We start from the raw sequence: 19,392 nt of genomic DNA, 5'->3' as shown, positions 1-19,392 counted from the left end.
TCGAGGGCCGGGGTTCGTGTGGCCAGGCGATAGGCTCCGAACCGTCGGTTGATCTGCCCAGGTGGGAGCGCCCGTCGTGTATCTGAAGAGCCTCACGCTGCGCGGCTTCAAGTCTTTTGCGTCCACAACCACCTTGCGCTTCGAACCGGGCATCACCTGTGTCGTCGGACCCAATGGGTCCGGCAAATCCAACATCGTTGACGCGCTGGCGTGGGTGATGGGTGAGCAGGGGGCGAAGAGCCTCCGCGGCGGCAAGATGGAGGACGTGATCTTTGCGGGGACGGCGTCCCGTCCGCCGCTGGGCCGGGCCGAGGTCGTCGTCACCATCGACAATTCCGACGGTGCGCTGCCTATTGAGTACTCCGAAGTCACCCTCAGCCGGATCATGTTCCGGAACGGTGGCTCGGAGTACGCCATCAACGGCCGTCCCTGCCGGCTGCTCGATATTCAAGAGCTCCTCTCGGATTCCGGCATCGGCCGGGAGATGCACGTGATCGTCGGGCAGGGGCAGCTCGAGGAGGTCCTGCACGCCACCCCGGAAGAACGACGCGGCTTCATCGAGGAGGCCGCCGGAGTCCTCAAACACCGCAAGCGCAAAGAAAAGGCCCTGCGCAAGCTCGAAGCGATGCAGGCGAATCTGACCCGGCTCGCTGACCTCACCACGGAATTGCGGCGCCAACTCGGTCCCCTTGGCCGGCAGGCGGAAACGGCGCGGAAGGCCGCGCGCATCCAAGCCGATCTCCGCGATGCCCGGTTGCGTCTGCTTGCTGATGATTTGGTCACGCTGCGGGCGGAGCTCGAACGGGACATCGCTGACGAGAACGCCGCCCGTGCCCGCCGCGACGAATTGGAACAACATGTGCGCCGGTTGCGCGCACGCGAAACGGAATTGGAAGCGGCCCTGTCGACCGATGCCCACCGGTCCGCGGCCGCGCAGCAGACGTGGTACCGGTTGTCGTCGCTGCGGGAACGGCTCCGGGGAACCGCCGAGCTTGCGGCGGAACGGTGTCGGCAGGCCCGATTGGCGCAGGAGGAGACCTGGCAGGGGCGGGACGCCGAGCAGTTGGACGCCGAGGCTGCGGCGGCACGCGCGGAAGCCGGGCAGCTGGACGTCGAGCTGACCGCCTTGCGGGCGGCGCTCGCCGAGGCGAGTGAACGCCGGCGTGCGGCGGAAGCCGCGCTCGCCACCGAGGAGCAGCGCTTCGCCCTCGCGCTGCGGGCGGCTGCGGATCGGCGGGAGACGCTGGCCCGGCTGGCCGGCCAGGTCGCTGCGCAGCGGACTCGGGTCGCGGCCGGTGAGGAGGAGATCGGCCGGCTTGCCGCCGCCGCTGCTGAGGCGCGGGCCCGTGCGGACCGGGCGCAGCAGGAATTTCAGGCACTGGAAAGCCAGATCGCCGGTCTCGACGAAGGGGAAGTCGGACTGGATGCCGACTACGAACGGGCGGCGGAGGCGCTGACCGCGGCGGAGGAACGGCTGGCGGCGCTTCGAGAGCGCGAACGGGAGCTTGAGCGGGCGCGCGCCTCGCTCGCGGCTCGGGTGGATGCGCTTGCGCTGAGTGCGACTCGCAAGGACGGTGCCGCGGCGCTGCTTGATGCCGCCGTACCGGGGACGGTGGGTGCCGTCGCCCGCACGCTGCGGATCGAGGCCGGCTACGAGGCCGCGTTGGCCGCCGTCCTTGGGGATGTCGCCAACGGCGTCGCTGTCACCTCGGTCGACGCAGCACTCGCCGGCATGCGGCGGCTCAAGGAAGAGGACGCGGGTCGTACCTCCCTATTGATCGGAGGATTGCCCGAATCCGGGCATGCCGGTACAGCACCGCCGGATGGCCGCTGGTTACGGGATCTCGTCGATGCCGCACCCGAATTCCGCGGCACGCTGGACGTTCTGCTCCGCAACGTTGTCGTCGTCGACGACCTGCAGACTGCGCACGCGCTCGTGACCCGGCACCCCGGCCTTCGCGTCGTCACGCGGGACGGTGACCTGCTGGCCGCCGCCGAGGCTGCCGGTGGGTCAGCGACAGCGCCGTCCCTCTTGGAGGTCCAGGCCGCCCTGGACGATGCACGCCGCCAGCTGGACGAGGTGGTCGCACGCCAGCACCAGCTTCGGTTCGAGATAGCCGCGGCGGAACAGGCCCGTGAACAGGCCGCGGCTGCGGCGGACGCCGCGCTTGCCCAACTCCACGAGTCGGACGCCGCCATGGCCGCTATTGCCGAGCAGCTTGGCCACCTCGGAGCGCAGGCGCGGGCCGCAATGGCCGAAGCGGATCGGCTTGCCGGTTCCATTGCGCAGGCCCGGGAGGCCAACGAGCGGGATCGGGAGCGGCTTGCCGAATTGGAGCGCGCCCTTGCGGCCGCCCAAGAGGCGGACGACGTCCCCGAAGAACCCTCGGCGGAGGAGCGGGATCGGCTGGCAGAGCTTGTCGCGGACGCACGCGCCGAAGAAACTGAGGCACGGCTTGCCGTTGGCACGGCGAACGAACGCTATCGGGCGGCGTTGCAGCGGGCTGAGGAGCTGTCCGCTGCAGCACAGGCGGAACGGGCGGCTCGGATTCGGGCGGCCCGGCAGCGGGAAGTGCGGCGACGTGAGGCGGTCGTCGCAGCCGCGGTGGCCCAGGCTTCGCGGGTGATTCTGCGCCGGCTGGAGCGGTCGTTGACCGAGGCGGACGCCGAGCGGCGCGTCGCGGATGATGACCGTGCCGCCCGGGAGGCGGAGCTTGCCCGGGTCCGGGACGAGTTGCGTGCAGTCGGTGACGAACTCGAGAAGTTGACGGATGCCGTGCACCGTGACGAGGTGGCCCGCGCCGAACTGCGGCTGCGGATGGAGCAGGTCACCGGGCGGGCAATGGAGGAATTCGGCGTCGACGCGGACACGCTGGTCGCGGAATATGGTCCGCATGTTCCGGTGCCGGTCGCGGCCGAGACCGATGCAACCGACGGTGAGACGGACGCCGTCGAGACTGTCCCGTACGTGCGGGCCGAACAAGAAAAGCGGGCCCGGTCGGCCGAACGCGCCCTCGCTGCGCTCGGCAAGGTGAATCCGCTGGCCTTGGAGGAATTCGCAGCGCTCGAGGAACGCCACCGTTTTCTCAGCGAGCAGCTCGAAGACCTGAAGAAGAGCAGGCGTGATTTGCTGGAAATCGTCCGTGAGGTGGATGAGCGGGTGCAGGAGGTCTTTGCGTCGGCGTTTGCGGACACCGCGCGGGAATTCGAGCAGGTGTTTGCACGATTGTTCCCCGGCGGTGAGGGACGCCTGGTGCTCACCGAGCCGAATGACCTGCTCGCCACCGGTATCGACATTGAAGCCCGGCCGGCGGGGAAGAAAGTGAAGCGTCTGTCGCTGCTCTCCGGCGGCGAACGGTCACTGACCGCACTCGCATTCCTGGTCGCGCTCTTCAAGGCACGGCCCAGCCCGTTCTACGTCGTCGATGAGGTGGAAGCCGCCCTCGACGAGACGAATCTTCGTCGGATGTTGGACATTTTCGAAGAGTTGCGGGAGAGCAGTCAACTCATCATCGTCACGCACCAGCAACCGACGATGGAAATCGCCGACGCGTTGTACGGTATTTCGATGCGCGGCGACGGTGTCTCAACGGTCATCAGTCAGCGGTTGCGGGACCGGGACCTCGAACCGCAGCCGGCGTAGGCGTCCGTCGCTCCGCCTCACTGCGGCGTCCGAGAGCGGTCGTCGTCGGAGGCGTCCTGCGGCGGGTCATCGGACTCTACGACGGTCGTGCGTGTCAGCAGCGTGTATCCGAGTTCGCGGAAATGGTGGCGAATCCGTTCGACCGCCGCGGGATCTCCGGACACGTTGATAACGACCGGAAAGTCGGCGAATTGGAGATGCACGATCTCCTCGAGGTCGTCGAAGGGCGCATTGTTGTAGACCGTCACGGAGAACGATTCGTCCGGTCCGCACTGCGCAAAGTACAGGCCGTTGCAGTACGAGCTGTCATGCGCCTCGAAGCTGAGGCCAAGTTGGGTCTCCAGGATCTGCAGCACCCGTCCCATGCCGACCAGGGCGAGATCCCATGCTCCCGATGCGTCGCCGAATGCGCCGTACACGTCGGCGAGATGCGTCCGGCGCGAAGTCCGTGTGGTCATGCGTCGTCCTCACTGGAATCGTGTCGGTTGCGACGGGCCGAGCACCCGGTCCCGCCACGGCGGAAAAGGAATACTCTGCGCCCGAATGAGCGCCGTCCCGGTATACCGGAAAATCATGAAGTCCACGTCGCGGCGGGCCCGGGCGCTGAGCTCGCGCTGGAGTCCGTCAAGGCCAAGCTGTCGGGCGATCTCGACGCTCTCTTTCTTTCGGGCTTTCAATGGAGCGGTCCGCTCATAGGCGCGCAGATCAACACCGTGATGTTTTGCTGCGCGGAACAGCGACTCGTCGCACAACGCGATATCGAAATCGCTGCGGCGTCCGACGTCGAACGGCTCCTTCGTCCGGAAGCTGACGCCGGTCACCGAACTCCCTTGCATGATTGCCACCGCGTTAGGATACCCGGCCTCAGCTAATCCGCGTTGTAATCTCTCGCCAAATGCGGCGAATTCGTCTCGATTGCGGAACCCGAGGGGGATGTCCCGCGACGGCGGTGGCGGCCGCCTGATGGCGAGATGCGTCGGTGCTTCCAGCCGGCCGACGCCGGTTTTCGCGACGATGCGCCGCGCCGGGCCGGGAAGACTGACGGTCGCCAGGTCCACCAGTCCCGCCGTTCGGCCGGTGGGTTCGGAGAGCTCGACAGCGGCCCGGGCGACGCCCGCTGTTGTGTTACTGACGGCGGCAAGGGCTTCCGTGGCGCCGGCTGCGATTTCCAGCGGTGGAAAGGCGATGGCCACCGCCGCGAGAAGCAGGGCGACAACACCGGCGACCGTGCCGATGCTCTGGGCAAGCCGCGCGGTCTGCCGGAGAAAGTGTGCCCAGTGATGGGAAATCCAGTGGGCCATCGGGTGAGTGACGGTGTGCCACCACGGACGGTGGTCGCGTGCCGGCGGTTGGAGGTTGTCCAATCGGCGTGCGGTGGACCGCGCCAATTCTGCAAATTTCTCTTGACAGGACGTGAACTGCTCTTTCGCGGCGGCGAGCTGGTGTTCGGCGTCCGTCACGGCTGCGCTGTACCGCGGCGCGGTGGCCGGCGGCGGTGGAACCCCCAGTCCCCATGCGACGGATCGGGTTGCGGCATCGTGCGCGAGGGCACTCGTGAGCGCGTGGCGGGCCGCCGCCACGTCGCTTTCCGCCTGGCTGACCCGACGCTGGGCGCGTTCGGCTTCGTGCTGGAGGTCGTCCAATTGGATGGCGTAGCGCCGCAGCACCTTCCCGCCGGCGCGATACGCCTCCGCAACGACGGTCAGCGGTGCGGCGAGGTGAAGCGTCCGATCGTGCGCACGCTCCGCCGCGGTACCCCACCAGAAATTGTCTGTCGCAGCAAGGAAATGCAGGCGTTGCCCGACGTCGGACACGCCGGTCGCGGCCGCGATGAGGCGACGGGCGGTTTCGGCGATGGCGTGCGGGTCGCCGGAAATGGGCGGCGGATTGTCGGTCATGTCGCGGAACGGTAGTGGCAGAACGGTTGTGCTGCAGTTCACGCAACCGCCGCTTGTGGACAACCGGGCGGCAGGGAATGCGAGGTGCTGGACAGCCGCAACCGGGCGGCAGGGAATGCGAGCTGCCGCAAGGGCTCAACCGGGCGGCACGGTGCCCAACGCGCGCCCTGCCGGATGGCATAGCCGGGCGGACAATGGCACGGCACCGACAGTCCGGCATGGGAGACTTCGTCCGTGGTGTGGCTCATTGCAGCGTTGATCGGGATTGTCGTCCTCCTCGCGGCTGGGGCGGTTTACCTCGGCGTACGCGCCGGGCGTCGCCCGCGGGGCGCCGGCGCCGGCGCACCGCCGGCCACGCCGGCCACGCCTGCCACCCGGCAGGCTGAGCCGGTCGCCCAGGAGGCCGCGCCGGCCGTCCAGCAGGCCCAGCAGGCCGAGCCGGCCGTGGCGCCGGCCGCGGCGCCGGAGGCGGAATCCGCAGCTGCAGTGGCGGAATCCGCTGCCGCGGCGGGCGACGAGCGGGACGTCCCCGCCGTCGCAGCCGGCCGGATGATTCGGCTTCGATCCCGCCTGGCGCGCTCCGAATCCGTGCTCGGTCGCGGCCTTTTCGCCTTGCTGAGCCGGGAACGGCTGGACGACGCAACGTGGCAGGAGATCGAAGACCTGCTGCTCACCGCCGATGTCGGCGTCGCCGCGACCACCGAACTTGTCGAGCGGTTGCGCACTGAGGCGAAGGTCATGGGTGTCCGGTCACCGGACGACGTCCGCGCCATGCTGCGTCGCAGCCTGCTTGATACCGTCGACGCCGGGCTGGACCGATCCTTGGCGACGACGCGGACCGCCGCAGGACCCGCCGTCGTTTTGGTCGTCGGGGTCAACGGAACCGGGAAGACGACGACCGTCGGCAAGCTCGCGCGGCTCCTCGTCGCCGACGGACGGAGCGTCGTTCTCGGGGCTGCCGACACCTTCCGGGCCGCCGCCGCGGATCAACTCGAGACCTGGGGACGGCGGGTAGGGGTCCCCGTCGTGCGGGGTGCGGAACGGGCCGACCCGGCATCGGTCGCTTTCGACGCCGTCCGGGTGGCGATCGAGCAGGAGGCGGACGTCGTCGTCATTGACACCGCCGGGCGGCTGCACACCAAGACGGGTCTCATGGATGAGCTCGGCAAGGTCAAGCGCGTCGTGGAACGGCGGTGTCCGGTCAGTGAAGTTCTCCTCGTTCTCGACGCCACCACCGGCCAGAACGGTCTCACGCAAGCGCGTGTCTTCACCGACGTCGTCGCCGTCACCGGTGTTGTGCTGACAAAACTGGACGGCACCGCCAAGGGCGGCATCGTCATTTCCGTGCAGCGTGAGTTAGGCATCCCGGTCAAGCTTGTCGGTCTCGGCGAAGGCCCGGACGACCTTGCGCCGTTCGATCCGGCGGCCTTCGTGGACGCCTTGCTCGGTGTCCCGGAGGCGTTTACCTCCCCGTAACGCCGCGCCGGATCCTTTGACCTGTTCGAAACACGCACGGCTGCCGCCGGTAACGAGCCTCCGACACGGTTGTGCTGACGATTCCATCGCGCGGCCGGTGCCCGGCGTCCCCGGATCACCGCCGCGCCGAGCCTATCCGCCACAGCCACAACCGACACGACGGGAGAACGATGGATCCGAAAACCGGCCTCAACTGGGGAAATACGGCGTGGATGCTCGCAGCGACCGCGCTGGTTCTCCTCATGACACCAGGTCTCGCCTTCTTCTACGGCGGAATGGTGCGAGCCAAGAATGTGCTTGCCATGCTGATGCAGAACTTCATCTGCATGGGCATCGTCAGTGTCCTGTGGGTCGTCGATTTGTTCAGCATCGCCTTTGGCCCGGACAAACTCGGCGGATTCATCGGCGACGCGGCGACCTACTTCGGCCTGCGGCACGGCGGTGACCTATGGTCGAGCGGCAACGGTGTGCCGACCACCGTCATCGCCGCTTTCCAGATCACCTTTGCCATCATCACCGCCGCCCTCATCACCGGTGCGAGCGCCGACCGTTTGCGGTTTGGGCCGTTCCTCGTGTTCGTCACGGTCTGGTCGATCCTGGTTTACGCTCCCATCGCCCACTGGGTCTGGGGCAATGGGTGGTTGGCCCGCCACTCCGTGGAGGACTTCGCCGGCGGAACCGTCGTCCACATCAATGCGGGAGCGGCGGGAGTAGCGCTCACCCTCGTGCTGGGGAAGCGGATCGGCTGGCCTAAAGAACGCATGCGTCCGCACAACGTGCCGTTCGTGCTGCTCGGTGCCGGGCTTCTCTGGTTCGGTTGGCTCGGTTTCAATGCGGGAAGTGAGCTTGCCGCCGATCAAATCGCCGGCTTCGCGCTCGTCAACACGATCGTGGCGACCGCCGCGGCGATGCTCGGCTGGCTCGTCGTCGAGCGCATCCGCGACGGTCGGCCTACGACGCTCGGGGCTGCTTCCGGTCTCGTCGCCGGTCTCGTCGCGATTACGCCGGCGTGCGCCTTCGTCAGCCCGCTCGGTGCGATCGCGGTCGGCGTCGCCGCGGGGGTCATCTGTGCCCTCGCCGTGTCCCTGAAATTCAAGGCGCGCATCGACGATTCGCTGGACGTGTTCGCCGTTCACCTGGTCGGCGGCGTCGTCGGCGCGCTCTCCATCGGATTTCTCGGCGACGCGGCAATCAACGGGCACAATGGGCTCTTCTACGGTGGTGGGTTCCTGCAACTCGGCCGTCAAGCAATGGGCGTCGGCGCTGTCCTCGCCTACGATTTCGTCCTCACCCTCATCATCGCGAAGGTGATTGACCTCATCATGGGTCTGCGGGTCAGCAGGGACGTCGAACTCGAAGGACTCGACATCAACCTGCACGCCGAATCGGCCTACGACTTCGGTGCGCCGGCTACCCATGCCTCGGTTCCCGCGGTGGTCACCACGTCTCGGGCAAAGGTGGACGCATGAAACTCATCACGGCAGTCGTCAAACCCTTCAAACTGGATGACGTTAAAACCGCGCTCGAAGCCTTCGGCGTCACCGGCATGACCGTGAGCGAAGCGAGCGGATACGGCCGGCAACGCGGCCACACCGAGGTGTACCGCGGCGCGGAGTACGAAGTCGACCTGGTCCCAAAGGTGCGGATCGAGGTACTGGTCGATGATGCCGACGCCGAGGATGTCATCGACGTCATCGTGAAAGCCGCCCAGACCGGCAAAATCGGCGACGGCAAGGTCTGGAGCATCCCCGTCGAGACGGTGGTGCGGGTTCGCACCGGCGAGCGAGGCGTCGCTGCGCTGTGACGGACCACGCCGGCGTCGCGCTATCGGCGGAGGTGGTGGCGTCCCTCGACGCGGCCCGTCACCAGCGGACCGTGGCGAGGGACGCTTGGCTCGCCGCGCTCTTTGACGCCGCGGTGGCCGGCAATTCCGCCGGCCTGGCGCTCGTGGCTGTCGGCGGTTACGGCCGCCGGGAGCTTGGCCCTGGCAGCGACCTGGACGTCGTCCTGCTGCACACCGGACGGGACGACGTCGAGCGGATTGCCGAACGGATCTGGTATCCAATCTGGGACGCCGGCCAACGGCTGGACCACTCGGTCCGCACGATCTCCGAAACCCTGGCAGTGGCGGCGAGTGACCTTCGGGTCCTCCTCGGCCTCCTGCATGCCCGGACGCTCCGCGGTGACCCCGCACTCGTGCCCACCGTCCGCGAACAGGTGCTCCGCCGGTGGCGCGCCGACGCGCCGACGCGGCTGCCGGCGCTTGCGGCCATGTGCGCGGAACGTGCCGAGAGGTACGGCGACGTCGCCTTCCTCATCGAGCCGGACCTCAAGGAAGCACGAGGGGGACTACGCGACGTCGATGCGCTCGAAGCGATTGCCGCCGCCTGGGTCGCTGCGGGCCCGGGACCAGCGGCCCGGGCCGCCTACCGTCAGTTGCTGGCGATCCGGGACGTCTTGCAAGAGGTCACCGGTCGCCCGACGACTCGGCTCGTCGTCCAAGAGCAGTCCGCGGTTGCCGAGCGGCTTGGTCTGGCCGGCTCCGACGAGCTGTTGCGGGTCGTCGCCGCTGCCGGCCGGACCATTGCGTACGCGATGGACGCGACCTGGCGGGCGGTGAACGGTTCACTGCGCCGGCGTCCGCGGTCGCCGCGTCGTCCCCTTGCCGACGGGGTCGTCGAACAGGACGGCGAGGTCGTGCTGGCCCGCGGTGCTGACCCGAGACGCGATCCGACCCTCCTCGTGCGGGCTGCCGCTGCAGCCGCACAGGCGGACCTGCCGCTCGCGCCGCCGACCATCGCCACCCTCGCGGCACACACGCCGCCCCTCCCGACCCCGTGGCCGGCGCAGGCGAGGGACGCATTCGTCGCCCTACTGGGCGCGGGTCGGCCCGCACTGCACGTGATCGAGGGGCTGGACCAGGCCGGCGTGTGGAGTCGGCTGCTGCCGGAGTGGCAGGCGGTCCGCTATCAACGGCAGCGGCATCCGTTGCATCGATTTACTGTCGACCGGCACCTGGTGGAGACCGTCATCGAAGCCGCGGCCCTCACGCGGCGGGTGGCCCGCCCCGACCTGCTCCTCGTTGGTGCGCTCTTGCATGACATCGGCAAGGGTTTCATCGGCGGACCGGACGGTCCTGGTGGGGCTGCGTGGTCCGGCGCACGCCGGTCCGGTGACGATCACGCCGAACGCGGGGCCGCTGTCGCACGGACGATCTGCGCGCGGATGGGATTCTCCGCCGCGGACACCGAGGCTGTCGCGACGATGGTCCGGTTGCATCTCCTCCTGCCGCAGACCGCGCTGCGACGCGATCTCGACGATCCCGCGACCATCACGTCAGTCGCGGAGCAGGTCGGGTCGGCTGCCCTGCTCGACTTGCTGTACGCCCTGGCCGAAGCGGACAGCCGGGCGACGGGAGTATGGGACACCTGGCGAGCCCGCCTTGTCGGGGAACTGGTTCGACGGGTCCGGGCCTCGCTGGCCGGGCAGGCACCACAGCGACCGACAGTGGAGATCCCGGCGGCGGTCCGGGCGGCCGTCGAACGGGGGCAGCTGGCCGTCGCCGCCGACGGCGGGCGCCTCATCGTCGTTGCCCCGGATCAGCCAGGGCTCCTCTGGCGCAGTGCCGGGGTGCTCGCGCTTCACCGGCTCGGCGTCCGGGCCGCGCGGGCCACCTCGATCGACTCGACGGCGGTCACGGTCTTTGATGTGGAGCCGGAGTACCTCGCTGAGATCGATCCCGATCGCCTGCGCGAGGACTTGCGCCGGGCGCTCGACGGATCGCTCGACCTCTCCGCAGCCCTTGCCCGCCGGTCGGCCGGCGCGGCGCAGCGCCAGCCGGCGGCCCCGCCGCCCGTCGTCCTGCTCCCCGCCGCCTCGGCGGACGCCACCGTGTTCGAGGTCCGCGCCCATGACCGACCGGGACTGCTCTTCACCATCGCCCGGATTCTTTCGGATCACGGCCTGGACGTGCGGCTTGCGCAGGTCGAGACACTGGGTGCGGACGCGGTCGACGTCTTCTACGTCACGGACACCGCGGGCAAGCCGCTCTCGGAGGCGGCCGCCGAGGAGGTTCGGCGAGCCCTGGAAACCGCGCTTCTGGATGGACGCCGGTAGGCTCGACCCGTGTTCGAGGCACTGGCCGACAGACTGGAAGCCGTCTTCAAGACCCTTCGTGGCAAAGGCCGCCTTTCTGAGGCCGATATCGACGCCACGTTGCGTGAGATCCGCCTCGCGCTGTTGGAGGCCGACGTCGCCCTGCCGGTCGTCCGGGATTTCCTGTCCGGGGTGCGGGAACGGGCCCGGAGCGCCGAGCTTTCCCGGGCGCTCAACCCCGCGCAGCAGGTCATTTCCATCGTCAACGAAGAGCTGATCCGGATTCTCGGCGGTCAGGCCCGGCGCCTGCGGTTCGCGAAGAACCCGCCGAGCGTGATCCTGCTGGCTGGTCTGCAGGGCTCAGGGAAAACCACCGTTGCCGCCAAGCTCGGGCGCTGGCTTGCCAAGCAGGGTCACACACCGGTTCTTGTCGCCGCCGACCTGCAGCGACCGAATGCCGTCGAGCAGCTGCAGGTGCTCGGCGCCCGTGCCGAGGTGCCGGTGTTCGCACCGGAACCCGGCAGCGGGGTCGGCGATCCGGTGGACGTCGCCCGCCGCGGCGTGGAATTCGCCCGCCGCCGCCTGCACGACATTGTCGTCATTGACACCGCCGGCCGGCTCGGTGTCGACGAGGACATGATGCGCCAAGCAATGGAGATCCGCGACGCGACCGAGCCGGACGAAATTCTCTTTGTCGTCGATGCGATGGTGGGTCAGGACGCCGTCACCACCGCCCGGGCGTTCCTCGACGGCGTCGGTTTCGACGGCGTCATCCTCACCAAACTGGACGGCGACGCCCGCGGCGGTGCGGCGCTCTCCGTGGCGTCCGTGACCGGAAAACAAATCCTTTTCGCCAGCACGGGTGAAAAGCTCGACGATTTCGACGTCTTTCATCCGGAGCGGATGGCTTCCCGCATCCTCGGCATGGGCGACGTCCTCACTCTTATCGAGCAGGCGCAGGCCGCCTTCGATGCCGAACAAGCCGAACGGGCGGCGCAGAGAATCACCGCCGGCGAGCTGACCCTCGACGATTTTCTCGAGCAGATGACCGCCGTGCGGAAAATGGGGCCGATCGCCAATATCCTCGGCATGCTTCCCGGAATGGGTCAATTCAAAGACGCGATCGCCCACATTGACGACCGGGATCTCGACCGGGTCACCGCGATTATCCGGTCGATGACTCCTGAGGAGCGCGCGGATCCGAAAATTCTCAACGGTTCACGGCGGGCTCGAATCGCACGCGGTTCCGGAACGACCGTGGCCGAGGTCAACAGCCTCGTGGAGCGTTTCTTCGAGGCCCGAAAAATGATGAAGCAATTCGCCGGCATGGGTATTCCCGGCATGCGCCGGACGACGAAGGCGACGAAATCCTCAAAGAACAAGAAGGGCGGCAAGAAAAAGGGCGGCCGTCCGGTCGCAGCCAGGCCGGGCACGGCGCAGGGCCTGCCCAGCGGCCTCGGCGGTTTGCCAGGCGGCGTGCCCGGCGGTCTCGGCGGTCTTGGATTTCCCGGCGGTCTTGGATTTCCCGGCCGCCCCGGAATCCCGGGTGGTTTCGGTCTTCCCGGCGGCTCGGGCCTTCCCGGCCTCACCCTTCCTGGCGGTTCAGGACCTTCCGACGGGGCGGCGTCGCCGGAAGCGTCGACCCGCAAGCCGCCGATCCGGCGCGATTCGGAGGACGCCGATTGACCGCATATCACCTGCGGGTGACCGTCCTGCCCGGTGGTGACGTGCGTGACCTCTATGTCGTCGACGGCCGATTCACCTTCACCCGGCCCTCCCATCTCGACGTCACCACCATCGCTGACGGCGGTTACGCCCTCCCGGGCTTGGTCGACGCGCACTGCCATGTCGGGCTGGACGCCAACGGGCCGGTTGACCTGGCGACCAGCCGGGCCCAGGCGGTTGCGGATCGAGACCGAGGGGCTCTTCTCCTCCGGGACGCCGGCTCGCCGGTCCGGTACGCCGAACTGGACGACGATCCCACCCTGCCGCGGATCATCCATGCCGGCCGGCACATCGCCCGAACCCGCCGCTATCTCAAGGGGTACGCCGTCGAGGTGGAGCCGGAGCAGCTCGTCGCCACCGTCGAAGCCCAAGCGCAGCGCGGGGGCGGCCACGGGCCCGGCTGGGTGAAGATCGTCGTCGATTGGATCGACCGCAGTGTCGGCGATTTGGCGCCGTGTTGGCCCGCGGACGTGTTGGCCGCTGCGGTGCGCCGGGCGCATGAGTTGGGCGCGCGGGTTGCGGTGCACGCGTTCGGGGAGGAGGTTCTCCCGGACGTCGTTGCCGCCGGCGTCGACTCCATCGAACACGGCACCGGCCTGACCGCTGAGGTGATCGACGAGGTGGCACGCCGTCCGATCGCCGTCGTCCCCACCCTCGTCAACATCGCCACCTTCGATGCGATCGCTGACCGGGCAACGAAGTACCCGGTGTACGCCGCACGGATGCGCGCGCTGAAACGGTCGGCCGCCGAGCGGCTCCGGGCCGCCCGGGACGCCGGAATCCCGCTGTACGTCGGCACCGACGCTGGGGGCGTGCTCCCGCACGGTCTCGTTGTTGACGAGATGCTCGCCCTTCGCGAGATCGGGCTCACCACCCAGGAGGTCCTGGCGGCGGGTTCGTGGGCTGCCCGCGAGTGGCTGGGTCTGCCCGGCGTCGTTGAGGGCGGCCCGGCCGACCTGGTCGTGTACGAGGACGATCCACGCCGGGACCTGGGCGTCCTGCGATACCCGCGGCGGATCGTCGTCCGTGGCACCCTCATCCGCTGACGCCCGCGTCTGGCAGAATGAGGCGCCGGATCCGCGCGAGCCCTCTCCTCGCCCGGGTCGTCGTCCCCGCCTTCCCCCACGAGGCATTCGTCCCGACGAAGAGATTTGGAGCAGGCGAGAGCCGTGGCAGTAAAGATCAGACTGACCCGGATGGGCAAAATCCGCGCACCCTACTACCGCATCGTCGTGGCTGACGCCCGGACCAAACGGGACGGCCGCGCTATCGAAGAGATCGGCCAGTACGACCCGAAGCAGGAACCCTCCCTGATCCGGGTGAACAGTGAGCGGGTGGCGTACTGGCTCTCGGTCGGCGCCCAGCCGACTGAGCCGGTCAAGGCGTTGCTGAAGGTGACTGGCGATTGGCAGCGGTTCACCGGCGAACCAGCTCCGCCGCCGATGAAGACTGCGCCGCCGAAACCGGACAAGAAGGCGCTTTTCGAAGCTGCGGCTAAGGAGGCGGCGGGTGAGCCGCGGGCTGAGGCGACGACGTCGCGGAAGCGGTCGGGCAAGCACGACAAGGGTGCGGAGACCACCCCGGCCGCTGAGGCTGCGCCTGACGCGGCAGCCTCCGCCGACGAACCGGCGGGCGGCGCCTCGACGGCCGCCGAGTCGCAGGACGCCACCACCGATGCCACCCCGTCCGCGTAGCCAGCCGCGCGCCGCGTCGCCCGTCGCGCCGGAGGTTCTCGAGCAGGCGTTGGCCCACCTTGTCCGCGGGATCGTCGCTCATCCGGATGCCGTCGACGTCCACGGACGGCCTGGCCGTCGCGGCCCGACACTCGAGGTGCACGTGCACCCAGACGACCTCGGCAAGGTGATCGGCCGGGCCGGCCGGACCGCCCGTGCGCTGCGGACCGTGATGGCGGCGTTGGGTGGTCCCGGCGCGCGGGTTGAGGTCGTGGACGCCGGGGACGAGTGACGGATTCGCCGGAGGAGACCACCGTGCGGGTCGCCGTCGGAAGGATCACTCGCGCGCACGGCGTCCACGGTGAGGTGGGGGTCCAGGTGCGTACCGACGATCCCGACCGCCGGTTTGCCGCCGGGGCGGTCCTGACGACCGACACCGGTGTGACGCTGACCGTCCAGCGAACCCGGTGGCACTCCGGCCGGCTGCTCGTCCGATTCGCCGGGATCGACGACCGGACGACGGCCGAGGACTTGCGCGGCCGGGTCCTCTTTGCCGAGGTCGACGAGCGGGTGCGACCGGAGGATCCGGAGGAGTACTACGACTACCAGCTCATCGGCATGCGGGTCGAAACGGTGACCGGCCAAGAGATTGGGGTCGTCCGCGAGGTCCTGCACCTGCCGGGACAAGACGTCCTGGCGATCGAGCGATCGGCGGACGGCGACGCGTTCGTGCCATTTGTCGCCGCGCTGGTTCCCGAGGTGGACGTCGACCAACGCCGGTTGCGGATCGACCCGCCGCCCGGCCTCCTCGAGTTGTGACGGCAATGCACGTCGACATCGTCTCGATCTTTCCGGAGTACTTCCGGCCGCTTGAGCTCTCCCTGATCGGCAAGGCCCGCGCCCGCGGCGTCCTCGACGTCCACCTGTGGGACTTGCGTGACTTCACCCATGACCCGCATCGCACGGTCGATGACACCCCGTACGGCGGCGGCCCGGGGATGGTGATGCGGCCTGAACCGTGGGGCGAGACGCTGGACGCCGTTCGCGCCGAGGCGGCCCGGCTTGGTGTTGACGCGCCGCTCCTGATCGTCCCGACCCCGGCGGGCGAATTGCTCACGCAACGGGCTGCGGAGCGGTACGCGGCTGAGCCGTGGCTGGCATTCGCCTGCGGCCGGTACGAGGGGATCGACGAGCGGGTGCTCCTCGATGCACGTCGGCACATGCGCGTCGAGGAAGTGTCCATCGGCGATTACGTGCTCGCCGGCGGCGAAGCCGCCACCCTCGTCATCGTTGAGGCGGTCGCCCGGCTTCTCCCCGGCGTCGTCGGCAACCAGGCGTCCGTGCTCGACGACTCCCACGCGCAGGGGCTCCTCGAGGGTCCGGCGTACACCAAACCGGCGGTGTGGCGCGGACTCGAGGTTCCGGAGGTGCTCCTGTCCGGGAACCATGCCGCGATTGCGCGGTGGCGACGCGAGCAAGCGATCCGCCGGACAGCGGTCCGGCGACCCGAGTTGCTCGACGCACTGCCACCGGGGAGTCTGACGCCGCACGAGGAGGCGTTGGCGGCCGAGGCGCGACTGCATGCCGGACGGAGTGCCGAGACGCCGCCACCGGCCGGCGCCGCGGGTTCACAGGCGGAAGGGCCGCCCGGGACATCGCCATCGGATGCCGCTGTGGCACACTAGAGCGGCCATCGTTTGTTTCCGGCGCTACGGCAGCCCGAGATCAGGCAGGACGAGATGCACACGCTCGATACCGTCGACGCTTCGTCGTTGCGCACCGACATCCCCGATTTTCGGCCGGGCGACACGCTGAAGGTGCACGTCCGTGTGGTGGAAGGCAACCGGTCGCGGGTGCAGGTCTTCCAGGGTGTGGTGATCCGCCGCCAAGGCAGCGGGGTGCGGGAGACCTTCACCGTGCGGAAGGTGAGTTTCGGTGTCGGGGTCGAGCGCACGTTTCCGGTGCACACCCCGGTGATCGAGAAGATCGAAGTCGTCACCCGTGGTCATGTCCGGCGGGCCAAGCTGTACTATCTGCGCGACCTGCGGGGCAAGGCAGCCAAGATTCGCGAGAAGCGGGAGAACCGCGAGACCACCGAAGCCTGACGAGGGTGGTCGGGTAGGTTCGCGTGGTCGAGGAGATGCCAGGACGGGACGTCCCCCCGCCGCCCTGGCCGGCGTCGCCGTCCGCTCCCGACAGCGCACGTTCCTTCCCCAGCGACACGGGATCCATTCACGGCACCGCGCAATCCCTTCCCGATGGCGGGCTTCCCGATGGCGGGGGAGCTGTTGTCGGTGACCGACACTCCGGTGTCGATGCCGATCGGACGGCGGCCGGTGGAGCACGAGCGGTGTCGAGCAGTCAACCGCCGGCATCCGGTGGCGGGCGGCTGACAGGGTTCAGTCAACGGCCGGCGTCGGACCGACGTCGCCGACGGGCGGCGAAGAAGAACCGGCTGCCGTGGTGGGCGGAGACCGGGCTGCTGTTCGTGGTCGCCCTTGTCATTGCGGTGGTCGTTCACACATTTTTCTTTCAGGCCTTTTACATTCCGTCCGGGTCGATGGAGAACACCCTGCACGTCGGCGATCGCGTCATCGTGAACCTCCTTTCGTACAAGGTCGGTCACGTGCAGCGTGGGCAAATCATCGTCTTCAACGGCGAGGATTCCTGGACGCCGGAGGTTTCCACAGCGACTCCGAGCAATCCGGTGGCGCGTGTTATTCGCGACATCGGCGGTTTTCTCGGCTTTGCGCCCCCCGGGGAACGGGATTTCATCAAACGGGTGATCGGTGTGCCGGGTGACCACATCCAGTGTTGCGATGCGGTCGGGCACCTGCTGGTGAACGGTGTTCCGCTGCAGGAGAACTACTTGTCGTCGGGCGAGCCGGCGCAGCCCGCGACGACGCAGGTGAATTTGAGCGGGCCGGGCAGCCGGTTCGACATCGTCGTACCACCCGGGCGGGTCTGGGTGGAAGGTGATCACCGGGACAATTCCGCCGATTCCCGAGCGCATCGCGGCGATCCCGGCGGCGGAACCATCCCAGAGAGCAAGATCATTGGCAGGGCGTTTGTCGTCGTCTGGCCCCCGAGCCATTGGCGGCTGCTCTCGATTCCGCCGGGCTATCACGCGATTCCGAATGCGGCTGCGGTGGCGGCTGGTGAGGTTCGGCCGATGCCGTCGGCACTGCCCCTGGCCATCGGCGTCCTCGCGGTCACACCGGTCGGCGTCCTGCGGCTGCGGCGCCGATGCGCGCATCCTCGGGTACACCGACGGGGCAGCCGCTGAGGCTGGCAATGCCGGTGCTGAGCAGGGCGCTTTCCGCGGTGTGGCGGACGCATGAGACGGGTACCTGCGGTGACAGGCGTAGCCGACCAGCCTAATGACGGAGAAATCAGCAGCCGATTCCTTTACTTCGGCGGTGCGTTCTTGGTGTGCTACCGACGAAAGGCCCGAGATGTTTCGGTCACTGACGCAAGAGCTCAAGACGACCGGTTCGCCGGTGCGGCGCTTTCTCCAGGAGCGGTATGGCGCTGGGGTGCCGCAGGTGCAGCGAGCTATTCGAGCGACCCGGCCTCGAGACATCGTCGTTCCGCCAGCACCCGCCGCCGCGGTCAATCCCGGCACGGTGGGGACCGCCGCTGACTGGCTCCTGCGGTTTCTCATCCATCCACAGCCGGATCTTTCGGTGGCGCGCGGCGGTGCTGTCATTGCCGGAAACGGGGGACTCATTCTCTGCCCGGCTCTGATTGACCTGGCTCGGCGCCTCGATGTTCCATTCGTGGGTGCGAACGGCGACCACGCGGCTGTGTTCGCAGGACCTATCCCGGGGAGTGTGGTCGACGCGGAGGTGTTGGCCCGAGCGTGCTGGGCGTTGGCCCTCCTGACCGAGGTGTACCGTGCTGGTCCGACGGTAGCGCGCAGCGGTCCGCTTGCTCAACTGCGCGGCCAGCTCCCTACTGCAGCGGACCTTTTGTTGCTGGCACCTCCTGCGGGTATCGAGCAGCTGATCGCCTTCCGACACCTTTTCGACACCGTGCTCCTCCCCCGGCTTTCGGATCGTGTCGGCGAGTGGGCACTTGGACCGGTCTTTACCGGCTCCCAACTTCTTGCCGCCGACGCAGATCTCATCGCGGCCGGGCTGCTGCTTGAACTCAAGACCTCCGCGGAATCGACGATCACGATGAGAACTCTGTTGCAACTGGTGGGCTATGTGCTCCTCGACTTTGACGACCGCTTTCGGCTGACCGAGGTTGGAGTGTTCAGCGCGCGGTACGGGCATTTTGCTACCTGGGAACTGGGTTCGTTGCTGAATACCCTCGCAGGACGTCGCGTGGATCTGCAGACCGCACGTGCTGAATTTCGTGATTTTCTCTGCGGCGTTCTGGGTTATAAAGAAGTTCCAGCTGCTGTTGGTGCCGGCAATGCGGCGGGGCAGGGCAGTGGGCTGCAACTTGGGCGTGTGTCAGGCGTCGGCTCTAACGATTCCGTCAGTATTTTAGCGGCTTCCTACGTTTTAGGCACTGACTTTATGTACTGCGGCCTTGACTTTGAGTGGTGGAAGCCGACGCGCACCAAGGACCTCGCCCAAGAGATTTTCGATTGGCTGACGTATGAGCTGCGCACCTGCGGTGACGGTCTCGATGTGGTTCTCCGGCACATTCTGGAAAATTGGACGAGTATTTATCCACGTATCGTCCACGATGAGGTCACCTCGCGTTCCGCGGCCCCGCCGGGACAGGTCGTGGTGGCGTTGTATCCATGGACGGGGACGCGGTGGCGGTTCGAACTTGTCCTGCCGATGGCGTAGGGCGCTTTGCGCGCCGACTGGACGCCGCTCCGTCCGCGCCGACCGTGAGCACGCCCGGGACCGCGTCGCCTAGG

16 protein-coding genes are annotated in these 19,392 nt (G+C 68.2%); 14 read left to right on the top strand and 2 right to left on the bottom strand.

The features are described 5' to 3' along the window. Positions 1-76: 76 nt before the first annotated feature. Entirely contained in the window at positions 77-3,643 is a 3,567-nt protein-coding gene (gene smc, locus ACEL_RS08085) for a chromosome segregation protein SMC (RefSeq protein ID WP_011720405.1), read from the top strand. A gap of 17 nt (positions 3,644-3,660) precedes the next feature. Here smc and ACEL_RS08080 read toward each other — a convergent pair whose 3' ends face one another. Both ACEL_RS08080 and ACEL_RS08075 read right to left on the bottom strand, forming a co-directional pair. Next, positions 3,661-4,101 (bottom strand): hypothetical protein, encoded by a 441-nt coding sequence (locus ACEL_RS08080; protein ID WP_011720404.1) that lies wholly within the window; start codon positions 4,099-4,101, stop codon positions 3,661-3,663. Between the two features lie 9 nt (positions 4,102-4,110). Further along, positions 4,111-5,541 (bottom strand): putative T7SS-secreted protein, encoded by a 1,431-nt coding sequence (locus ACEL_RS08075; protein WP_041835020.1) that lies wholly within the window; start codon positions 5,539-5,541, stop codon positions 4,111-4,113. Between the two features lie 234 nt (positions 5,542-5,775). On the opposite strand from ACEL_RS08075, the gene ftsY reads away from it, so the two are divergent. The 13 genes from ftsY to ACEL_RS11565 all read left to right on the top strand — a co-directional run bounded on the left by ftsY (position 5,776) and on the right by ACEL_RS11565 (position 19,318). Next, a complete protein-coding gene (gene ftsY, locus ACEL_RS08070; protein WP_011720402.1) occupies positions 5,776-7,017 on the top strand; it encodes a signal recognition particle-docking protein FtsY in 1,242 nt (413 codons plus the stop codon). A gap of 170 nt (positions 7,018-7,187) precedes the next feature. Further along, positions 7,188-8,486: an ammonium transporter gene (locus ACEL_RS08065; protein ID WP_011720401.1), complete on the top strand. Its 1,299-nt coding sequence runs from the start codon at positions 7,188-7,190 to the stop codon at positions 8,484-8,486. Continuing rightward, on the top strand, positions 8,483-8,821 hold the full coding sequence (locus ACEL_RS08060) for a P-II family nitrogen regulator (RefSeq protein ID WP_011720400.1): 339 nt from the start codon (positions 8,483-8,485) through the stop codon (positions 8,819-8,821). Before ACEL_RS08065 ends, ACEL_RS08060 begins: the two co-directional genes overlap by 4 nt. Then, positions 8,818-11,133, top strand: coding sequence for a [protein-PII] uridylyltransferase (locus ACEL_RS08055; protein ID WP_011720399.1), 2,316 nt, complete (start codon positions 8,818-8,820; stop codon positions 11,131-11,133). Before ACEL_RS08060 ends, ACEL_RS08055 begins: the two co-directional genes overlap by 4 nt. A gap of 9 nt (positions 11,134-11,142) precedes the next feature. Continuing rightward, on the top strand, positions 11,143-12,798 hold the full coding sequence (gene ffh, locus ACEL_RS08050) for a signal recognition particle protein (RefSeq protein ID WP_011720398.1): 1,656 nt from the start codon (positions 11,143-11,145) through the stop codon (positions 12,796-12,798). Then, positions 12,795-13,883 (top strand): amidohydrolase family protein, encoded by a 1,089-nt coding sequence (locus tag ACEL_RS08045; protein ID WP_011720397.1) that lies wholly within the window; start codon positions 12,795-12,797, stop codon positions 13,881-13,883. Before ffh ends, ACEL_RS08045 begins: the two co-directional genes overlap by 4 nt. Before the next feature lie 123 nt (positions 13,884-14,006). Next, positions 14,007-14,531 (top strand): 30S ribosomal protein S16, encoded by a 525-nt coding sequence (gene rpsP, locus ACEL_RS08040; RefSeq protein WP_011720396.1) that lies wholly within the window; start codon positions 14,007-14,009, stop codon positions 14,529-14,531. Further along, positions 14,512-14,802: an RNA-binding protein gene (locus ACEL_RS08035; protein ID WP_011720395.1), complete on the top strand. Its 291-nt coding sequence runs from the start codon at positions 14,512-14,514 to the stop codon at positions 14,800-14,802. The genes rpsP and ACEL_RS08035 overlap by 20 nt, the downstream gene beginning before the upstream one ends. A 23-nt stretch (positions 14,803-14,825) precedes the next feature. After that, complete coding sequence (gene rimM / locus ACEL_RS08030; RefSeq protein ID WP_041835625.1) at positions 14,826-15,329, top strand: ribosome maturation factor RimM; 504 nt, start codon at positions 14,826-14,828, stop codon at positions 15,327-15,329. Positions 15,330-15,334: 5 nt separating this feature from the next. Then, a complete protein-coding gene (gene trmD, locus ACEL_RS08025) occupies positions 15,335-16,195 on the top strand; it encodes a tRNA (guanosine(37)-N1)-methyltransferase TrmD (protein ID WP_011720393.1) in 861 nt (286 codons plus the stop codon). Positions 16,196-16,249: 54 nt separating this feature from the next. Next, positions 16,250-16,615, top strand: a complete 366-nt coding sequence (gene rplS / locus ACEL_RS08020) for a 50S ribosomal protein L19 (RefSeq protein ID WP_011720392.1) — start codon at positions 16,250-16,252, stop codon at positions 16,613-16,615. A gap of 35 nt (positions 16,616-16,650) precedes the next feature. After that, positions 16,651-17,796: a signal peptidase I gene (gene lepB / locus ACEL_RS08015; RefSeq protein WP_083760643.1), complete on the top strand. Its 1,146-nt coding sequence runs from the start codon at positions 16,651-16,653 to the stop codon at positions 17,794-17,796. Positions 17,797-17,965: 169 nt separating this feature from the next. Beyond that, positions 17,966-19,318, top strand: a complete 1,353-nt coding sequence (locus ACEL_RS11565; protein ID WP_049751452.1) for a hypothetical protein — start codon at positions 17,966-17,968, stop codon at positions 19,316-19,318. Positions 19,319-19,392: the final 74 nt, after the last annotated feature.

Origin of the sequence: Acidothermus cellulolyticus 11B (assembly GCF_000015025.1) — a bacterium.
Taxonomy (GTDB): domain Bacteria; phylum Actinomycetota; class Actinomycetes; order Acidothermales; family Acidothermaceae; genus Acidothermus; species Acidothermus cellulolyticus.
Note: the sequence above shows the minus strand (reverse complement) of the source record. Positions and strands in the feature narration are given on the sequence as shown.